The organism is Solibacillus sp. GQ1 (genome assembly GCF_059758555.1).
Genome location: NZ_JCAXEX010000002.1, coordinates 258,358 through 273,984, shown reverse-complemented (window position 1 = coordinate 273,984; position 15,627 = coordinate 258,358). Strand labels below are relative to the sequence as shown.

13 protein-coding genes are annotated in these 15,627 nt (G+C 40.2%); 5 read left to right on the top strand and 8 right to left on the bottom strand.

The window, feature by feature from the left end; genetic code table 11:
• The first annotated feature begins 307 nt into the window (after positions 1-307).
• The 3 genes from AC6CH1_RS13700 (at position 308) to AC6CH1_RS13690 (ending at position 5,071) form a co-directional block, all read left to right on the top strand.
• Positions 308-1,282, top strand: a complete 975-nt coding sequence (locus AC6CH1_RS13700) for a BMP family lipoprotein (RefSeq protein WP_427712235.1) — start codon at positions 308-310, stop codon at positions 1,280-1,282.
• 19 nt (positions 1,283-1,301) lie between these two features.
• Positions 1,302-2,951, top strand: a complete 1,650-nt coding sequence (locus AC6CH1_RS13695; protein ID WP_498318021.1) for a methyl-accepting chemotaxis protein — start codon at positions 1,302-1,304, stop codon at positions 2,949-2,951.
• A 434-nt stretch (positions 2,952-3,385) separates the two neighbouring features.
• A complete protein-coding gene (locus tag AC6CH1_RS13690; RefSeq protein WP_427712230.1) occupies positions 3,386-5,071 on the top strand; it encodes a methyl-accepting chemotaxis protein in 1,686 nt (561 codons plus the stop codon).
• Between the two features lie 80 nt (positions 5,072-5,151).
• Here AC6CH1_RS13690 and AC6CH1_RS13685 read toward each other — a convergent pair whose 3' ends face one another.
• The 8 genes from AC6CH1_RS13685 to AC6CH1_RS13650 form a co-directional block, all read right to left on the bottom strand.
• A complete protein-coding gene (locus tag AC6CH1_RS13685) occupies positions 5,152-5,457 on the bottom strand; it encodes a DUF3243 domain-containing protein (RefSeq protein ID WP_251690158.1) in 306 nt (101 codons plus the stop codon).
• Positions 5,458-5,635: 178 nt separating this feature from the next.
• Complete coding sequence (locus tag AC6CH1_RS13680) at positions 5,636-7,198, bottom strand: BCCT family transporter (protein ID WP_498318019.1); 1,563 nt, start codon at positions 7,196-7,198, stop codon at positions 5,636-5,638.
• Positions 7,199-7,329: 131 nt separating this feature from the next.
• A complete protein-coding gene (locus AC6CH1_RS13675; protein ID WP_251690160.1) occupies positions 7,330-8,076 on the bottom strand; it encodes an amidohydrolase family protein in 747 nt (248 codons plus the stop codon).
• A gap of 378 nt (positions 8,077-8,454) precedes the next feature.
• Entirely contained in the window at positions 8,455-8,973 is a 519-nt protein-coding gene (locus tag AC6CH1_RS13670) for an acyl-CoA thioesterase (protein WP_008406119.1), read from the bottom strand.
• A 248-nt stretch (positions 8,974-9,221) separates the two neighbouring features.
• Complete coding sequence (locus AC6CH1_RS13665) at positions 9,222-10,010, bottom strand: lysozyme inhibitor LprI family protein (protein WP_498318017.1); 789 nt, start codon at positions 10,008-10,010, stop codon at positions 9,222-9,224.
• Between the two features lie 19 nt (positions 10,011-10,029).
• Complete coding sequence (locus AC6CH1_RS13660; protein WP_498318015.1) at positions 10,030-11,409, bottom strand: HAMP domain-containing sensor histidine kinase; 1,380 nt, start codon at positions 11,407-11,409, stop codon at positions 10,030-10,032.
• The gene (locus tag AC6CH1_RS13655) at positions 11,406-12,104 is read right to left on the bottom strand and encodes a response regulator transcription factor (RefSeq protein ID WP_498318013.1); all 699 of its coding nucleotides are present in this window, start codon (positions 12,102-12,104) and stop codon (positions 11,406-11,408) included. The genes AC6CH1_RS13660 and AC6CH1_RS13655 overlap by 4 nt, the downstream gene beginning before the upstream one ends.
• Positions 12,105-12,116: 12 nt before the next feature.
• Complete coding sequence (locus AC6CH1_RS13650) at positions 12,117-13,364, bottom strand: FG-GAP repeat domain-containing protein (RefSeq protein ID WP_498318011.1); 1,248 nt, start codon at positions 13,362-13,364, stop codon at positions 12,117-12,119.
• 363 nt (positions 13,365-13,727) lie between these two features.
• Here AC6CH1_RS13650 and AC6CH1_RS13645 point away from each other — a divergent pair, with 363 nt between their 5' ends.
• Positions 13,728-15,338 (top strand): (2,3-dihydroxybenzoyl)adenylate synthase, encoded by a 1,611-nt coding sequence (locus AC6CH1_RS13645; protein WP_498318010.1) that lies wholly within the window; start codon positions 13,728-13,730, stop codon positions 15,336-15,338.
• Positions 15,339-15,371: 33 nt separating this feature from the next.
• Positions 15,372-15,626, top strand: coding sequence for a phosphopantetheine-binding protein (locus AC6CH1_RS13640; RefSeq protein WP_014822959.1), 255 nt, complete (start codon positions 15,372-15,374; stop codon positions 15,624-15,626).
• The last annotated feature ends 1 nt before the right edge of the window (position 15,627 follow it).

Sequence of the window (15,627 nt, the reverse complement as noted above, 5' to 3'; positions counted from 1 at the left end):
CACTATACTGCATGCTTCCAGATTGTGTCAACATAAGTTTCAGAATTTTCTTTTTATAGTTGGAGAAGTACTCATCTAATTTGAGGTGTTCTAATATGACTTTACGATTTTCTAATAACGCTTGGATCTTTTCTAATATCCCCGAGTTATCTTCTAATAAAATTCCGATTACCCATAATCTCCCAAAAATTATTAATTTTCTGCATAATTTTTTTATTTCATTTATTAAATGACAAGTATACGTTAAAATTGAAAATGTTGGAGGTCGAACCTCTACATAATGTATTTAAAGTAAAGGACTGATGAAATGAAAAGAAGATGGTTGTTTTTGATGAGTCTTCTCGTTGTAGTCGTGCTCTCTGCCTGCTCTCAGAAGTCAGAGGAAGAGAATAAGGAACGGGTGAAAATTGGGGTCATGCTGTCAGATGCAGGACTTGGTGATCAGTCGTTTTCAGATCTTGCTTTTGAAGGTCTCGAAAAAGCACGCGATGAGTTAAATATAACGTTTGATTACCGTGAACTTGAATTTACCGGTACATATAAGCAAGGGCTGGAAGAACTCGTTGCGGAAGGACAGGATCTGATCATTGGAATCGGGTTTACAGTCCAGGAAGATATGGAAGCAGTGGCTGCTGCTAATCCGGACGAGCAATTTATATTAATCGACGCAGTGTCTGACCTGCCGAATGTTCATAATATAACTTTTAAAGAAGATGAAGGTTCCTATTTACTCGGGGCGCTCGCTGCGATGAAAACAGACAGCAATACTATCGGATTTATCGGCGGTGTTGAAAATGAAGTTATCAAGCGTTTCGAAACTGGGTTTAAAGCCGGTGCCAAACAAGTAAACCCTGACATAGAAGTATTATCTGAATATGCAGGTGATTTCGGTGATGATCAGCTTGGTGCTTCAATTGCCCGCGATATGATTGCGCAAGGTGCGGATTATATTTATCCCGCTGCCGGCTTCACAGGGGTCGGCTCTATTTTGGCGGCACAGGAATCCGGTGTACATGCATTCGGTGTGGACAGCGATCAGTTTTTCCTTGCTGAGGATACGATTGTTTCTTCAATGCTAAAACAGGTCGATACTGCTGTTTATCAGGCAATTAAAGAAATTGCGGAAACAGGGACACTTTCAGAAAAAGATAATGTGCTTGGCATTAAAGAATATGGTGTTAGTCTTGCACCAATCCGTGTCGTGAATTTAACTGCGCAGGAACAAAAGCAAATTGATCAGTTACAGCAGGAGATTTCGGACGGCCAAGTGAAGATTAAGTAGAAGGAAGGATCGTACAACAGTGAAATTAAAAAAGAAAATATTAATGTTAGCATTGTTACCGCTGCTTTTAGCTGTCTGTATTATCGGCTATAATATTAGCCAGCTTATGAGCCTGAACGCATCAACAGAAGAAGTCGTGGATTCCTTAGTTGCCGTTGAGGAATTAAACAGCTCAGTTCAAAGCCTGCAAAAATCATTGAGCGTCTATTCGATCAATGTATCCGAAAACAATAAATATAATATTGAAACGGATTTAGCGCGAACTGAAGAAGTTTATAACAATCTGAAAGGCAGTTTTTCAACAGAACGCCAACGTCAAATTAGTGCACAGTTTGAAGAAAAGTTCGCAAAAATTGCCGAAGCGACTGCCGCTTCCCTACAGGAAACAAATGTTGCTGAAATTAAGCGTCAATCCCAGCGTACACGAGGAATCGTTAATGATGTAATCGAGTTGAAACGTGATGTGAGCGCAAACTATACTGCGATGCAGCAAGAGCTTGGTAATAAAATAAACGCGATTACATGGATCTCCATTATTTCCGCTATCGCACTTATCATCGTAAGTGTCGTGTCGGCACTATATTTCACAAACAAAATTGTTGGCCGCATCAGTCGATTAACAACAGGTGCAAAAGAAATTGCTGCCGGGAATTTAAATGTGCAGTTTGAAGATCAGGAAGCTGATGATGAAGTTGGTGAATTACAGACTTCATTCCGCCAGATGACCGGTAACTTAAAGGAAATCATTACGCATGTTTCTGACAGTTCTGATCAGGTTGCAGCATCTGCCGAGGAGCTGATGGCCAGTGCCGATGAAACAATGCTTGGTACAGAACTGATCTCCACTTCCATTCAAAATGTTTCGGACGCAGCAGATAAGCAAAAAGAAATGTCGAGCTCCTCTGCTGCCTTTGCGCAAAAAGTATTGGAAGAAGCTGAAGAAATCGCGAATCAGGCAAATCAGGCGACAGCACTTTCTATTTCAACCAATGAGAAAATCGAAAAAGGTTCGGTGTATGTAGAAAACACCGTGTCTCAAATGAACCTCATTCAATCAACAGTAGAAGAAACAGCAGATTCGTTAACACTTCTTGCTAGCCGTACGACTGAGATTGTGAATATATTAAAGCTTGTACAGGATATTTCCGACCAGACGAACCTGCTTGCACTGAATGCTGCAATTGAAGCAGCGCGTGCAGGTGAAGCAGGTAAAGGCTTTGCCGTTGTCGCGGATGAAGTGAAGAAATTATCTGAGCAGACGAAGCAGTCCGTATCCGATATTTCGCGCATTGCCGCTGAAATTGAAAACGATACGACTACCACCGTTTCGTCAATCCAGCAAGTGAAAGACCGCGTCAATGCGGGAATCACGATTTCGCACGATACGAAGGCAACGTTTGATGAAATTCTTGTTATTATCGGTCAAGTACAAGCTCAGGTAAACGAGATTACCGCTGTATCTGACAGCATTCATTCGAAAATGGAATCGGTGTCAGAGCAATCACTTGAGATGGCGTCGGTTTCTGAAACTACAGCAGATAATGCCGTTTCAGTCGCATCCGCTTCAGAAGAGCAGCTTGCATCGATGTCCGAAGTGAATACCGCAGCAGGTTCTCTTGCCCACCTTGCCGAAGAACTGCAAGGCATCGTGGCGAAGTTTAGAACTTGATGCTACATGTGCCAACCGAAATCCTTTAATAGGGTTTCGGTTTTTTTGTTGGGGTGGGTCTACTAGAAGAGTTACAACTGATATTAGAAAATCCTCATTCGTTATTAGAACATTCACCACCTTTATTAGCACATCTCGGATACTTATTACAACTGACACTTATATTAGAAAATAAGACTTTTTTAGATAACTTTTCGCTATATTAGAACATCCCGGCAATTTATTAGAATATCTAACCTCTGCAATTCACCCCCATCCATAGAAATGTTATATGACAAAATTCCCTGCTTAAACCATAATAAATTTTACTTAATTCCAAAACTTCATTTTAAGCCTAAATAACTACCTATCACCTATAAAATTAGTCTTAAGTACTTTAAATTTAAACCGAAGTTATAAATATATTTTAACTATGAATTCGGAGGAAAATAAATATGAATATTGGAAAGAAACTGTTCGGTAGCTTTGGTATCGTTATTGTAATTCTCATTTTTCTTTCAATTTTTTCTGTCATTAAAATGACTGAAATTGATGAGGATTATTCGTATGTAATCGATGGGGCCGTATTTAATGCGATGGAATTATCGGCAATTCAAAATGCGACATCATTACAGGGACTATATATCCGTTCCTATGTTTTACGCCAAGATCCAACTGATATAGAAAGACTTACTACTCAAAGAGAAACAATTGCAGAAAAAATCGGTGAAATCGAAGGATTATTTAGAACCGCTAAAATGCAGGAACAATTAAGCATATTAAAAGAACAACAAGCTTTATATAACGGCTATGTAGAAGAAGTAATTGCGTACGTCGATAATGAAGAAACAGATAGAGCTTATAATATGTTATTCGAATTCGCTGTACCAGCTAACCGCAATATTCAGCAAACAATCAATGGTATGGTTGATTTCCAAAAGGAACAGATGAACACTACTAGTAAGGAAACAACTGAAAGCGCAAATATAATTAAAATTTCGCTTATTACAATTTCTGTGATAGGTACACTCATTGCAGTTGCTTTAGCCATCTACATTACACTCAGCATTACCCGTCCATTACGCAGATTAACAAATGCTGCAAATGTGATAGCGAATGGGGATTTACGCGAAGAAGATATTCATGTTAAATCAAAAGATGAGATTAGAGACCTTGCGACTGCCTTTAATGCAATGAAAGCCAATCTTGCTAGCTTGATCAGTAATGTATCATTAAACGTTTCAAGTACAACAGCAGCTTCTGAACAGCTGGCGAGCAGTACCGATGAAGTATCTGCAGCTTCTGCTGATATTGCAAAACGTGTGGAAACTGTTGCTGAAGGCGGTAGTAACGCTGCAGCAATCGGCAATGATTGTGCTGTTGCTATGGATGAGACAGCTCAAGGTGTAAGCCGAATCGCTGAAGCCGCGCAAGTATTGAACTCACATGCGATGGACATGCAGACAATTGCTGGAGAAGGCGGTCATACATTACAGACAGCTGAACAGCAAATGTCGGTTATTCAGCAGTCTTCTTATGAAACAAAAGAAAAAATTAAACAGCTGAGCAGACAATCTGCCGAGATCGAGAACATTACAAAAGTGATTACGGATATTACAGATCAGACAAACCTTCTTGCTCTAAATGCAGCAATTGAAGCGGCCCGTGCAGGAGAACATGGTAAAGGGTTTGCCGTTGTTGCTGACGAAGTGCGCAAACTTGCTGAGCAATCGAAAAGCTCGGCATCGCAAATTGCCGGCTTAACATCTACGATTCAAGCAGATACGAGAGAAGTTGAAGAAAGCGTTAATGCAACAGCTCAAAATGTTGATCAAGGTGTTATTTACTTACAAAATGCGCAAGTTTCATTTAATCATATTGTCGGGTCGATCACAGAGATGACTTCTCAAATTCAAGAAGTGTCTGCATCATCCGAACAAATTTCCGCAAGTACAGAGGAAGTTGCAGCATCTATTGCTGAAATGGCTCATGCAGCTAACGGAGCTGCCGGTGAGATTGGCATTGTCCTGTCAGCAGTTGAAGAACAAACTGCCACTATGCAGGAAATTAACGCTGTCGCCCAATCATTGAGCGTAGGCGCTGTCGGAGTTCAAGAACAAATTAACGAATTTAAAGTGTAAAATTTAAGACGCAAAAGCTGTAAAATCAGCTTTTGCGTCTATTTGTATTATTGGATTCTACTAAACTCTAATCCAACGAATTAATCTGCTTGTACCATTTTCACTAGCACACTTGCCAATGCTTTCTTTTCGCTTTCATCTGCTACTTTCCATAATTCCTGCAGCACTTTTTCTTCACTGTTTCGAGGTTCTTCGTTTTTAGCTAAATGCTCCGCTACAAACTTGGCGCCTTTTGCCAACATGTCATCGCTCAAACCTAGTCGTTCACCTTTAGCAAGCTGGTCGTTCAAATAGCTTTTGAACGTTGAAAAGCTTTCTAAAATCTGATCTTTTTTCTCTGGAGATAATTCATCAAGTTTCTTGTTAATGTTATTCATTTCACTCATTTTGTAATTCCTCCTAGATTGTGTTTTGGCGTTCCCCTAACAATTACCCGCCTCATTTGTGATTAAACTTTATTTCATAAAAAATCTTCTAAATAAAAATTATTATACATATTATAACTATGATTGCTAAAAAACGGGTACCGCTTCACCTGTTAGTGAGCAGTACCCGTTTTACGATTTATTTTTTGGGTTTATTTTCAGTTTTTTCGATATGCTCCATAATTCGTTTATGACGACGGACATCCCGCTTCGTAATAGGAATGACTTCATGTCGGATCATTTTGAAGAAGGAAACAATGAGTAAGAGCATGACGACAGTAAATGGAAGGGCTGATATGAGTGAAGCTGTTTGCAAAGCTTCGAGCCCGCCTGAAAACAATAGTACACTTGCAATCGCAGCAATTAAAACACCCCAAATTACTTTTAATCGATTATGAGGGTTCATCGTCCCTTTATCCGTCATGCTTGCCATAATAAATGTCGCTGTATCCCCTGATGTAATAAGGAAAATAACAATTAAAACAATCCCTAATATCGAGGCGATCGTTGTTAACGGAAGCTGTTCCAGCATTAGAAATAATGCGACAGTCAAATCAGTATCAACTGCTTCGGCAATTGTTGTGCCTTTGTTCAAATCAAAGTAAAGTGCTGAACCGCCAAATACCGCAATCCAGAAACAAGAAATAACCGGCGGAATGATTAAAACGCCGACGATAAATTCACGAATTGTACGCCCTCTCGATACGCGCGCTACAAAAGACCCGACAAAAGGTGACCAGGCAATTGCCCACGCCCAATAGAAAATTGTCCAATCCTTCACCCACGTTCCCCCTGCATACGGCTGCAAACGTAAGCTGTACTGCACAAAATTCGTAATATAATCACTGATTGCTAAAACGAAACTTTCCAATATGAAAACTGTAGGGCCTGTAACAAAAACAAATACTAGTAAAATCAAGGCTAAGTACATGTTTACATTACTTAATATACGAATCCCTTTTTGCAGGCCGCTTATAGAAGATGCCATATATCCAATGAAAACTACACCTATAATTGCTAGCTGTACCCAAATGGAAATCGGTGTGTTAAAGACGGCATTTAAACCGCCGTTTGTTTGTAAAACACCTAATCCAATTGATGTGGCAACACCCATTACTGTAGCAATAACAGCCAATATATCAACTGTATTTTTAATGCCCTGATTTGTTCCTGTGACAGGCTCTAACGCTGTAGATATTAACAAATCTCTTTTTTTATTGAACTGCATATAGGCCATAACTAATCCAATAATCGCAAATACGGACCATTGGCTAATCCCCCAGTGGAAAAAGGCATAGCCCATTGCGAGACGGGCAGCATCCGTTGTTTGCGCCTGGACATCGTTAAATGGTGTTTTAAAGTAATGACTCATCGGCTCGGCCACACCCCAGAAAACTAACCCAATTCCAAGGCCCCCTGCAAATAACAGCGCAATCCATGTATGGAATTTAAATTCCGGTTGTGCATCTTTTCCTCCTAAACGGATTTTCCCGTACTTGGAAATAGCCAGTACGAACAGAAACACAATAATAATAAAAACGGAGAGCAAGTAGAACCAGCCAAAATAGTCGGTTGTCAAACCAAATAAATATGTAGCAACATTACTGAAGGCATCTGGTGCGATGCTACCAAAAATAACACAGATTAAAATAAATACTGCTGAAACTGTAAATACAGTATTCGAAAAATATTTCCCTTTCATATGTTCACCTCTTTAAATACATTGAAGAGAAATTACCCATATTATGCTATTTCAAAACATCCTTACCATGAATGTTACTATCTTTCTATAATTATTTTGGTGATACTCATTGGATTTACCACTAATTTTTATTATTTTCCAAAATACCATGCCGACGCATTCGAATATAAAATCTTATCGCTAGCCTGTTCATCGAAAAGTTGCTGGATCAGTGTAATATCGGCAACCTCAAATGGCCTTTTTGCCCGGGTTGACGGCAAGTCCGTTCCGAACATCAGTGCATCCGGGTTAATGCTGTATACCTCCTGCAGTGCTTTTTGTACATTCAATTCGACACGGCCAAAACCTGTCGCTTTCACACGAACCCCTTTATCGACCAGCTTCAGTAAATGCGGCAGCCCTTCTTCGGATAACCCTAAATGATCGATGGAGATCGCCGGTAATTTTTCAATGGTTGCAGCTATTTCAGGCAGTTCTTTCGCATCAATATACAGCTCGCTATGCCAGCCGACCAATTCATGCACACGTCTTGCAAAATAATCAAGCTTCGATAAATCTTCCGAGCCTCCGCGTTTAATGTTAAAGCGCAATGCTCTCACTCCACTTTTGTGCAGTGCTTCAATTTCTTCGTCGGACACCGTATACGGCAATTGGGTTACGCCGCAAAATGCCGGTCCAAGTTTCTTCAATGAATGCAGTAAATATGTCTGGTCAAATCCTTGAAATGAGCCCGAAACAATTGCTCCGCCTTTAATTGATAGATCTTTTGTTTCCTTATTGTAAGCTGCAACGTCATAGCTTGGCGGCATATACCCCTGACTTTCAATAATCGGAAACTGATAATCGATAATATGAAAATGTGCATCAAAAATTCTCATTTCGCTTCCCCCTTTGTTTTACTATATATTTTTTGTTAAAATATGTCTCTTAAAGAAGCGGGGGTTTTATTAGAACAGTTGGTACGGATATTAGAAAGTAGCAGCTGCTTATTAGAAGATTCGAGATGAATGGTTATGACAAAAGACGAAAATCCTACTGTTACGGATTCAATTGGAAAACTGTTGAACCGGTGATGACTCCAGCTATTCAACAGCATCAGAGTTTGTAATTGATGGCGGTTTGACAGCCAACCGGTACGGGTGAACGAATAATTAAAAAACCGGATCATTTTGGGGCGCTTTATCGAGCGTCAAAATGGTTCGGTTTTATTTTTAGGCAAGCTAGTACTTGCCGTTTATTTAATTGAATGGGAGGGATTACGCCATCCAAGAATGATTTTTTCGAAGGTAACTCACTGTTTCTTTATTGAAAACCCGTTTATCATTCCGGTAATTCGTGCGCTGTTTGGATTTTTCATATAAATAGCGTTCTTCGATTGTTTCCGGATAAACTTGTGGAATTTTAGTAGGTTGCCCGGCTGAATCAAGCGCTATAAATGTAAAATAGGAAATTGCCGCAATCTTGCTTTCTCCTGTCCGCATATTTTCGGCATGCACTTTTATAAACACTTCCATCGAGCTCGTCCCCGTCCAAACTACAAATGACTCGAAGGTAACGGCTTCTTCCGGACGGATTGGTGTTAAAAACTCTACAGTATCAACCGATGCCGTGACACATTCACGCCTGCTATGCTTTGCCGCAGATATTGAGGCTACTTGGTCCATATCGCTCAACAGTCTGCCGCCGAACAGCGTATTATGATTATTAAAATCATTCGGGAATACCCGACTTGAACGAATTACTCTTGAAGCATTACAAGGTTTTGACTCTTCCATTTTTATATCATCTCCAACAGATATTTTTCTAAATTTTCCAAAAATTACTTTGTTGACCATATTAAATCATTCTATTTGAAGAATCAATGTTAATTTATATTTTATACTGCCTTCGATGGGCGATTAATTGATTCGATTGGGGGTGGGATTTTAGTTAGAAGTTTTGTCGTGGATATTAGAACATTTTACGTTTTATTAGAACATCCGGGGAGTCTCAAAAAAGACTGTAAGGAATTGACCTTACAGTCCTATTTCATATACAAATCGACTAATTGATAGCATCGCTCTTTTGTTAACTGTGCTTGAGTGCTTACATATTGTAGTGTTTCCATTGATCCGCCTTTATATTGTAATGCGTCCTCTGTTGCCTTTTCGTCGCGATATTCCAGCCAGTCACGCTGCTCTTCTCTTAGTTTGCTCATGTCATTAGGTGGCAAGGTTTTCTTTAGATCTGCGTAGATTTCATTTAATAGCATATCCCATTTCGAGAATATTTCTCCCTCTGCGGCTGTCATTTCTACTTGTATCCCTTGATCAAAAATTTCATCAAACTCTTTCACACTTTTTTCTACATCCACTAATTTAGCGAGGTACTTTTCCTTCAAGCTGACAGATGGATCTTCGGGTTCTCCAGGCGGGGGATTTCCTTCTTCGTCCCCGTTCGCGGAATTTTGTTCAAAGCTTTCTCTGATGCTCTTATTAATTTCCGTTTCGGCTTCTACAATCATGCCTTCAAGCTCTTTTTTCAAATTGTTGTCCAATGCCGGATTTTCCAGCAGTGAGTGTGCTTTTTCCAAAACACGGTCCCAATCGGCCTGACTCTTTGCTTCCTTTACTTCATTGAATTCTTGAAGTTGTGCAGACAAAACCTTTGTTTCTTCATCGGCTAAACTATTTTCCTCAATCAATGTTAATGCTTCTTCGTATTCCTCATTTTCCAAAGCTACGATGATTTTGTCTTTTATTTGCTCCTCACTTTCAGTACCGCAGCCGGCCAGCAATAAGCAAGCAGTAAACATTCCTACTAATTTCTTCATGTTGTTTCCCCTCTCTCTATTACAGGCTACTAATTAAGGGCAATTCAATAAAAACTTCTGTACCTTTTCCGTATACGCTATTCACCTCGATTGTCCCGCCGTGCTTTAAAATGATCGTACGGGAAATCGCTAATCCAAGTCCGGCACCAACGGATTTCACATCGGCTTTATAAAAAGAATTCATAATATGCTGTAGTTGTTCTTCCTTTATTCCAATTCCTTCATCCCGAATTATACAAATCGCCTTCCCGTTCGATTCATATTGATTAATAACTATTTCTCTGTTATGAGGCGAAAATTTAATCGCATTTTCGAGTGTATTCAATAAAACTTGCCGGATTTTATCTTCATCGGCGTAAATAGAAACTGGGTTACTATTCAGTTTCATGCGGATATTCTTTTCATTTGCTTTACTTTGCAACTGTAATGTTACTTCTTCAACCAGTGTCGCATAGGCAAACTTTGTCAGGTGTAGCTCAATGCGGTTTGACTCATATCTTGAGAAATTCAGAAGATCCTCCACCAATTTTATGAGGCGATCAGATTCACTGTTGATCATCCGTAAACCAAAGTTGATTTCTTTTTCCGTTAAGCCTTCTGGTGACTCCAGCATTTCAGCCCACCCTTTTATTCCTGTCAGCGGTGTCCGAAGTTCATGGGAAATTGAGGAGATGAAATCATTTTTTAACTGGTCCGTTTTGACAATCTCATCCGCCATATAATTCAGTGTTTTTGACATTTCGCCTAATTCAGCCGGATAATCTTCCTTGATTCTTTTTTCGAAGTGACCTTTCGCCATTGTTTCTGTAAATTGAATGATTTCATTAAAGGGCTTCACAATAGACTGGGCAAGCTGAAGGGCTACAAGAAAGACAATTGCCGCAACTCCGAAACATAGCAAGATTCCGTATCCTAACAGGCTTTGTATGAGAAGATTGGTCTCTGTTAATGACGTAGTATAACGAAGTACGCCTATCACTTTGCCGTCCAACAGCAACGGGATATACATAGCCAAAACTTTCTCTTCTGTCTGTTCAAGCTCCTCCTTTTCATAATAAGGGCTATAGGAAGAAAAGAGATTCGGATCCACTGTATAGCTGATGTCTTCATAAAACCCTGTAGAAGACTGGATCATTTCACCGTCACGATTCAACAGCTGCAGTTCCGCACCGTCAAACTCATAGCTTTTTACAACGAAGTCACCGAAATCTTTTATCCTGTCGGAAGTAAGCTCGATTTCATTTGCCCATCTGGGATGTATCGCTTCAACATGTTGTTGAAATGTATTGGCGATTCCTTGGTAATAATACTTTGTCATTGCGCCCCAAAATACCGTCATCACGAGGGTTAACGTCAAAATGATGATAATCATGAAATAAAGAATGACTTTACGTTTCATTCGTTAACCTTCCAAAGGTATCCGCGTCCCCATTCTGTACATAAATACATTGGGGAGGAAGGATCTTTTTCGATTTTCTGACGAATCCGTCTTATATTGACATCCACAACTTTTAATTCGCCTACATAATTTTCACCCCATACAGCATCCAATAACTCATCCCTTGTAAACAAATCGTTTGGATGCTCCATAAGAAAATGCAGCAGGGAGAATTCAGTCGGTGTCAGCTTCACTATTTCGTCTGAACTGTAAAATTTGTTGTTTTTTAAATCCATTTTGAAGTCCCCGGAAATCAGTAAATCGGTCATTTTGGATGCTGCCTCGTCACCGACATTTATTCTCCGCATAAGCGAAAAAATTCTCACTTCCAATTCCTGTAGACTAAACGGTTTACATAAATAATCATCGGCCCCTATCACAAGGCCCTCTATTTTATCCTTCTCTTGTGTTTTGGCTGTAATCATGATGATGCCTACCTTTTGATTCACTTTCCTGATCTCCTGGCAGACCGTAAATCCATCGATTCCCGGCAACATTAAATCGAGCAAAACAACATCGAAATTTCTATTTCGAAATAACTCTAATGCCTGTTCGCCTGATTCGGCTTCCATCACTTCATAGCCTTTCTTTCTCAAACTTAATGAGACAAAACTGCGAATGGATAGTTCATCTTCAACAACTAGGATGTTTGTCATATTTGCCCTCGCTTAAAACTCGTATTGTTCCAAATGAAATGCTTCAACAGGAAAATCCGGGTTTTCTTCTATTGTAGAATAATAAATCGTGTCTTTCGTTTCTTCTAATATTGTTTGAGCGGAATTGGGTGTTTCTTTATTCGCCCATTTCACTTCATACAGCAGATCATTGTTTGCAAGTGATACAAGTTGAATGCCGTTTTCTATCGATTTAATGGTCACTTTTCCGTGCCATTTTTCCGGAATATCTATATAAAAAGTATGTTCAAGGTTGGTAGCCCTTTCTGTTACTTTTTTAGAAGTACCGTTGATTGAATAGGAGACATAGCGCACGAGATATGGGGTTTCAGTTGAATCTGCCTCAACCCACCTTTGCGGCAAATAGGTTTCACCGACTTCCATTATGTCGTCTTCATTAATATCCGTACTGTATAATGGCAGCGATTTAAGTGGAAGATCTCCTTGTTCAGCCCCTACCTTTATCAATTTCGTACCGTCATAAGCAATAATTTCAGTTAGCATAGCGTTCACACCAATTGCGCTATCGATAAATAATGCGTGATTGCCGTCATGTAACTTTCCGCTCTTCATCCGCTGATGAAATGCATAGCTGTTTAAAGAAACTGCAGATAGGGAGACTAAATCCCCTAATTCGTAGTGAAATAATTCGGCGGTATACGACGCTCTTCTTTCACCGTCCACAAGAAGAAGTTCCAATCTTTCATCAGTATTATAATCTGAAATATCAAGCCCTTCATAACTGCGTTCGACCGTCTTTTTCAAGCTTCTGTCCTGCCATACATAAATCATCATCTGTTTTTTCGTTTCAAACTCACTTTCTCCTAAACCGACTACTACTTCCATTACACCGTCTTTATCTAAGTCATGAAGTCCAAAATAATCGATTGCCTGCCCATTTGGTTCAACCTTCGTCGCTTCCCGCCATTCATTATCTTCTTCTTGTAAAACAACAACATGAACTTGCGATTTCTGTTGTGGATTTCTGTATAAAACAATGGCTTCTTGCTGTCCGTCACCATCCAGATCCTCGATAAAAATGGACTGATTTTTGTGGCTTTGCACCGGTGTGACGAGTTCACTGGAGGGTGGCAACAATATCTTGAGCTGTTGTTCCAGTTTCCTTTTCTGTTCGTCTTGCTGGTCTGGTGAAATAATTAAATCATTTGGAGATTTTACAAGATCGCAGCCCGCAAGCAATGTAACTATTAAAATCGTTATCCATCCAATGCATTTTCTCATGTGCATACGCACCCCTAACTAACGCTGGCTTTAATCGTTTTCTGGAATAGGTTTATTATATAGCCAACTCCTATGGAAAGAGTTACAAAAAGGTTACAGTTCACTTTGCTTATGACACACTTTCCTAATTTTTAGGTAACGATCCTCCTGTATTTTACAGATCCCTCTTTAAGTCCATAATAATTAATATAAAAAAAGTCGAAAGAACCAGAGCGATTGGTCTAATTGAATCAAATTGTCCATCAATTGTTGACGAGTAATCGTTTAAGGAGTAGCATAGCCGTTACAGTGTATTGATAATGATTATCAATATCATTATTGATATGTTGATTATTGAAGATTTATTATAGGAGGTTTCAGCCCATGTTAGATGGTTTTACACCGTGGTCTGCTGAGCGAGCTGAGTTTTATCGGGAGTCTGGTTGTTGGGTAGGTTTAACTTTCGGCCAGATGCTTGAAGATCGTGCTCGACTATTTGCTGACAATGTGGCGGTTATGGATGGTAAACGATCACTTACATATGCACAGCTTAATGAGCGTGTGGACCAGTTGGCAGCCGGTCTTTTACTGCTTGGGATTCAGAAAGAGGATCGTGTCGTTGTACAGCTTCCGAATGTGGCGGGGTATGTAGAAATTGTATTTGCCCTATTTAAGATTGGTGCACTGCCTGTCTTTTCACTTCCCTCTCACCGTTCCAATGAGATTCGATACTTCTGCGAATTTGCGGAAGCGAAAGCTTATATCGTAATGGATCATTTTGGGGGATTTGACTACCGAGGTCTTGCGCGAGAAGTTCAGCACGCAGTTCATTCGCTGGAGCATGTCATCGTTCTTGGCGAGGCGCAGGAGTTTGTATCATTTGATTCATTATTCAGTACACAATCTATCGATTTCCCTGAAGTTAGAGGGAGCGAAGTAGCATTTTTGCAGCTATCTGGCGGGAGTACAGGAATTTCCAAGCTGATTCCGAGAACGCATGATGAGTATATGTACACGATTAAGTTGAGTGTTGAACAATGCCAGGTGACAGAAGAGACGGTATTTTTGGTTGTGCTACCGGTTTCTCATAATTATCCGATGAGTTCCCCGGGGATATTAGGGGTCCTTTATGCAGGCGGTAAAATCGTTTTAAGTCCATCGCCTAGTCCGGATGTTGCTTTCCCGCTTATTGAAAAGCACCGTGTGACAATGGTACCGCTTGTCCCGTCCCTTGCCCTGCATTGGCTGGATATGAAGCCGAATCATACGGAGGATTTATCGAGCTTGGAAGTCATGCTTGTCGGCGGCTCGAAATTCAGTGCTGAAGCAGCGAAACGTGTGCGTCCTGTATTTGATTGTCAACTGCAGCAAGTATTCGGTATGGCGGAAGGTTTGGTGAATTACACTCGATTGGATGATCCTGATGAAATTGTCATTCATACGCAAGGTCGCCCGATGTCCCCATATGACGAGGTGAAAATCGTGGATGATGAAGACCAGGAATTGCCGGTTGGCGAAACAGGTCATCTGTTGACACGCGGACCTTATACGATCCAAGGATACTATAAAGCGCCCGAACATAATGAAAAGGCGTTCACAAAAGATGGCTTTTACCGGACAGGTGATATTGTCCGATGCACGGAAGGCGGTTATTTAATCGTAGAAGGCCGGGCAAAAGATCAAATTAACCGCGGCGGGGAAAAAATTGCGGCGGAAGAAGTTGAAAATATGCTGCTTGCCCACCCAGCAGTCCATGATGCGGCAATTGTCGGGATGCCCGATTACTATATGGGTGAAAAAAGCTGTGCCTTCATTATTCAAAGGAATACGGAGGTAACGAAACGCCAGCTGAAGTCATTCTTGCGTGAGCGCGGACTGGCTACTTATAAAATTCCGGATGAAATTTTATTTGTAGAGAAATTCCCATTGACCCATCTAGGCAAAGTTTCGAAAAAGGATTTACGCCTTTTACTTGAACAGCAATTACAACGTTAAAATACAGAATATTAAGAAAAGAAGGTTGATAATATGACAACTCAAACTGATTTTACAATGGAACAGCTGCGCGAACTTGTTGCTCAATATGTGACAGAACCGATTGATACGATTTCGGATGAAGATTATTTACTGGATGTCGGAATCGATTCCATCACGATGATGACGATCGTTGAAGAACTCCGCCAAAAAGGCTTTGCACTTACATTCATACAGCTTGCCGATGAGCCAACAATCTATGGATGGCATCGTCTGATCAAACAATCGATGGCAGATTACGGAGGTTGAG

Bases quoted from the DNA above. Each gene is read 5' to 3' on its own strand.
- AC6CH1_RS13700 (WP_427712235.1), top strand. From the start codon at position 308: ATGAAAAGAAGATGGTTGTTTTTGATGAGTCTTCTCGTTGTAGTCGTG.
- AC6CH1_RS13690 (WP_427712230.1), top strand. From the start codon at position 3,386: ATGAATATTGGAAAGAAACTGTTCGGTAGCTTTGGTATCGTTATTGTA.
- AC6CH1_RS13685 (WP_251690158.1), bottom strand. From the start codon at position 5,457: ATGAGTGAAATGAATAACATTAACAAGAAACTTGATGAATTATCTCCA.
- AC6CH1_RS13680 (WP_498318019.1), bottom strand. From the start codon at position 7,198: ATGAAAGGGAAATATTTTTCGAATACTGTATTTACAGTTTCAGCAGTA.
- AC6CH1_RS13675 (WP_251690160.1), bottom strand. From the start codon at position 8,076: ATGAGAATTTTTGATGCACATTTTCATATTATCGATTATCAGTTTCCG.
- AC6CH1_RS13670 (WP_008406119.1), bottom strand. From the start codon at position 8,973: ATGGAAGAGTCAAAACCTTGTAATGCTTCAAGAGTAATTCGTTCAAGT.
- AC6CH1_RS13665 (WP_498318017.1), bottom strand. From the start codon at position 10,010: ATGAAGAAATTAGTAGGAATGTTTACTGCTTGCTTATTGCTGGCCGGC.
- AC6CH1_RS13660 (WP_498318015.1), bottom strand. From the start codon at position 11,409: ATGAAACGTAAAGTCATTCTTTATTTCATGATTATCATCATTTTGACG.
- AC6CH1_RS13655 (WP_498318013.1), bottom strand. From the start codon at position 12,104: ATGACAAACATCCTAGTTGTTGAAGATGAACTATCCATTCGCAGTTTT.
- AC6CH1_RS13650 (WP_498318011.1), bottom strand. From the start codon at position 13,364: ATGAGAAAATGCATTGGATGGATAACGATTTTAATAGTTACATTGCTT.
- AC6CH1_RS13645 (WP_498318010.1), top strand. From the start codon at position 13,728: ATGTTAGATGGTTTTACACCGTGGTCTGCTGAGCGAGCTGAGTTTTAT.
- AC6CH1_RS13640 (WP_014822959.1), top strand. From the start codon at position 15,372: ATGACAACTCAAACTGATTTTACAATGGAACAGCTGCGCGAACTTGTT.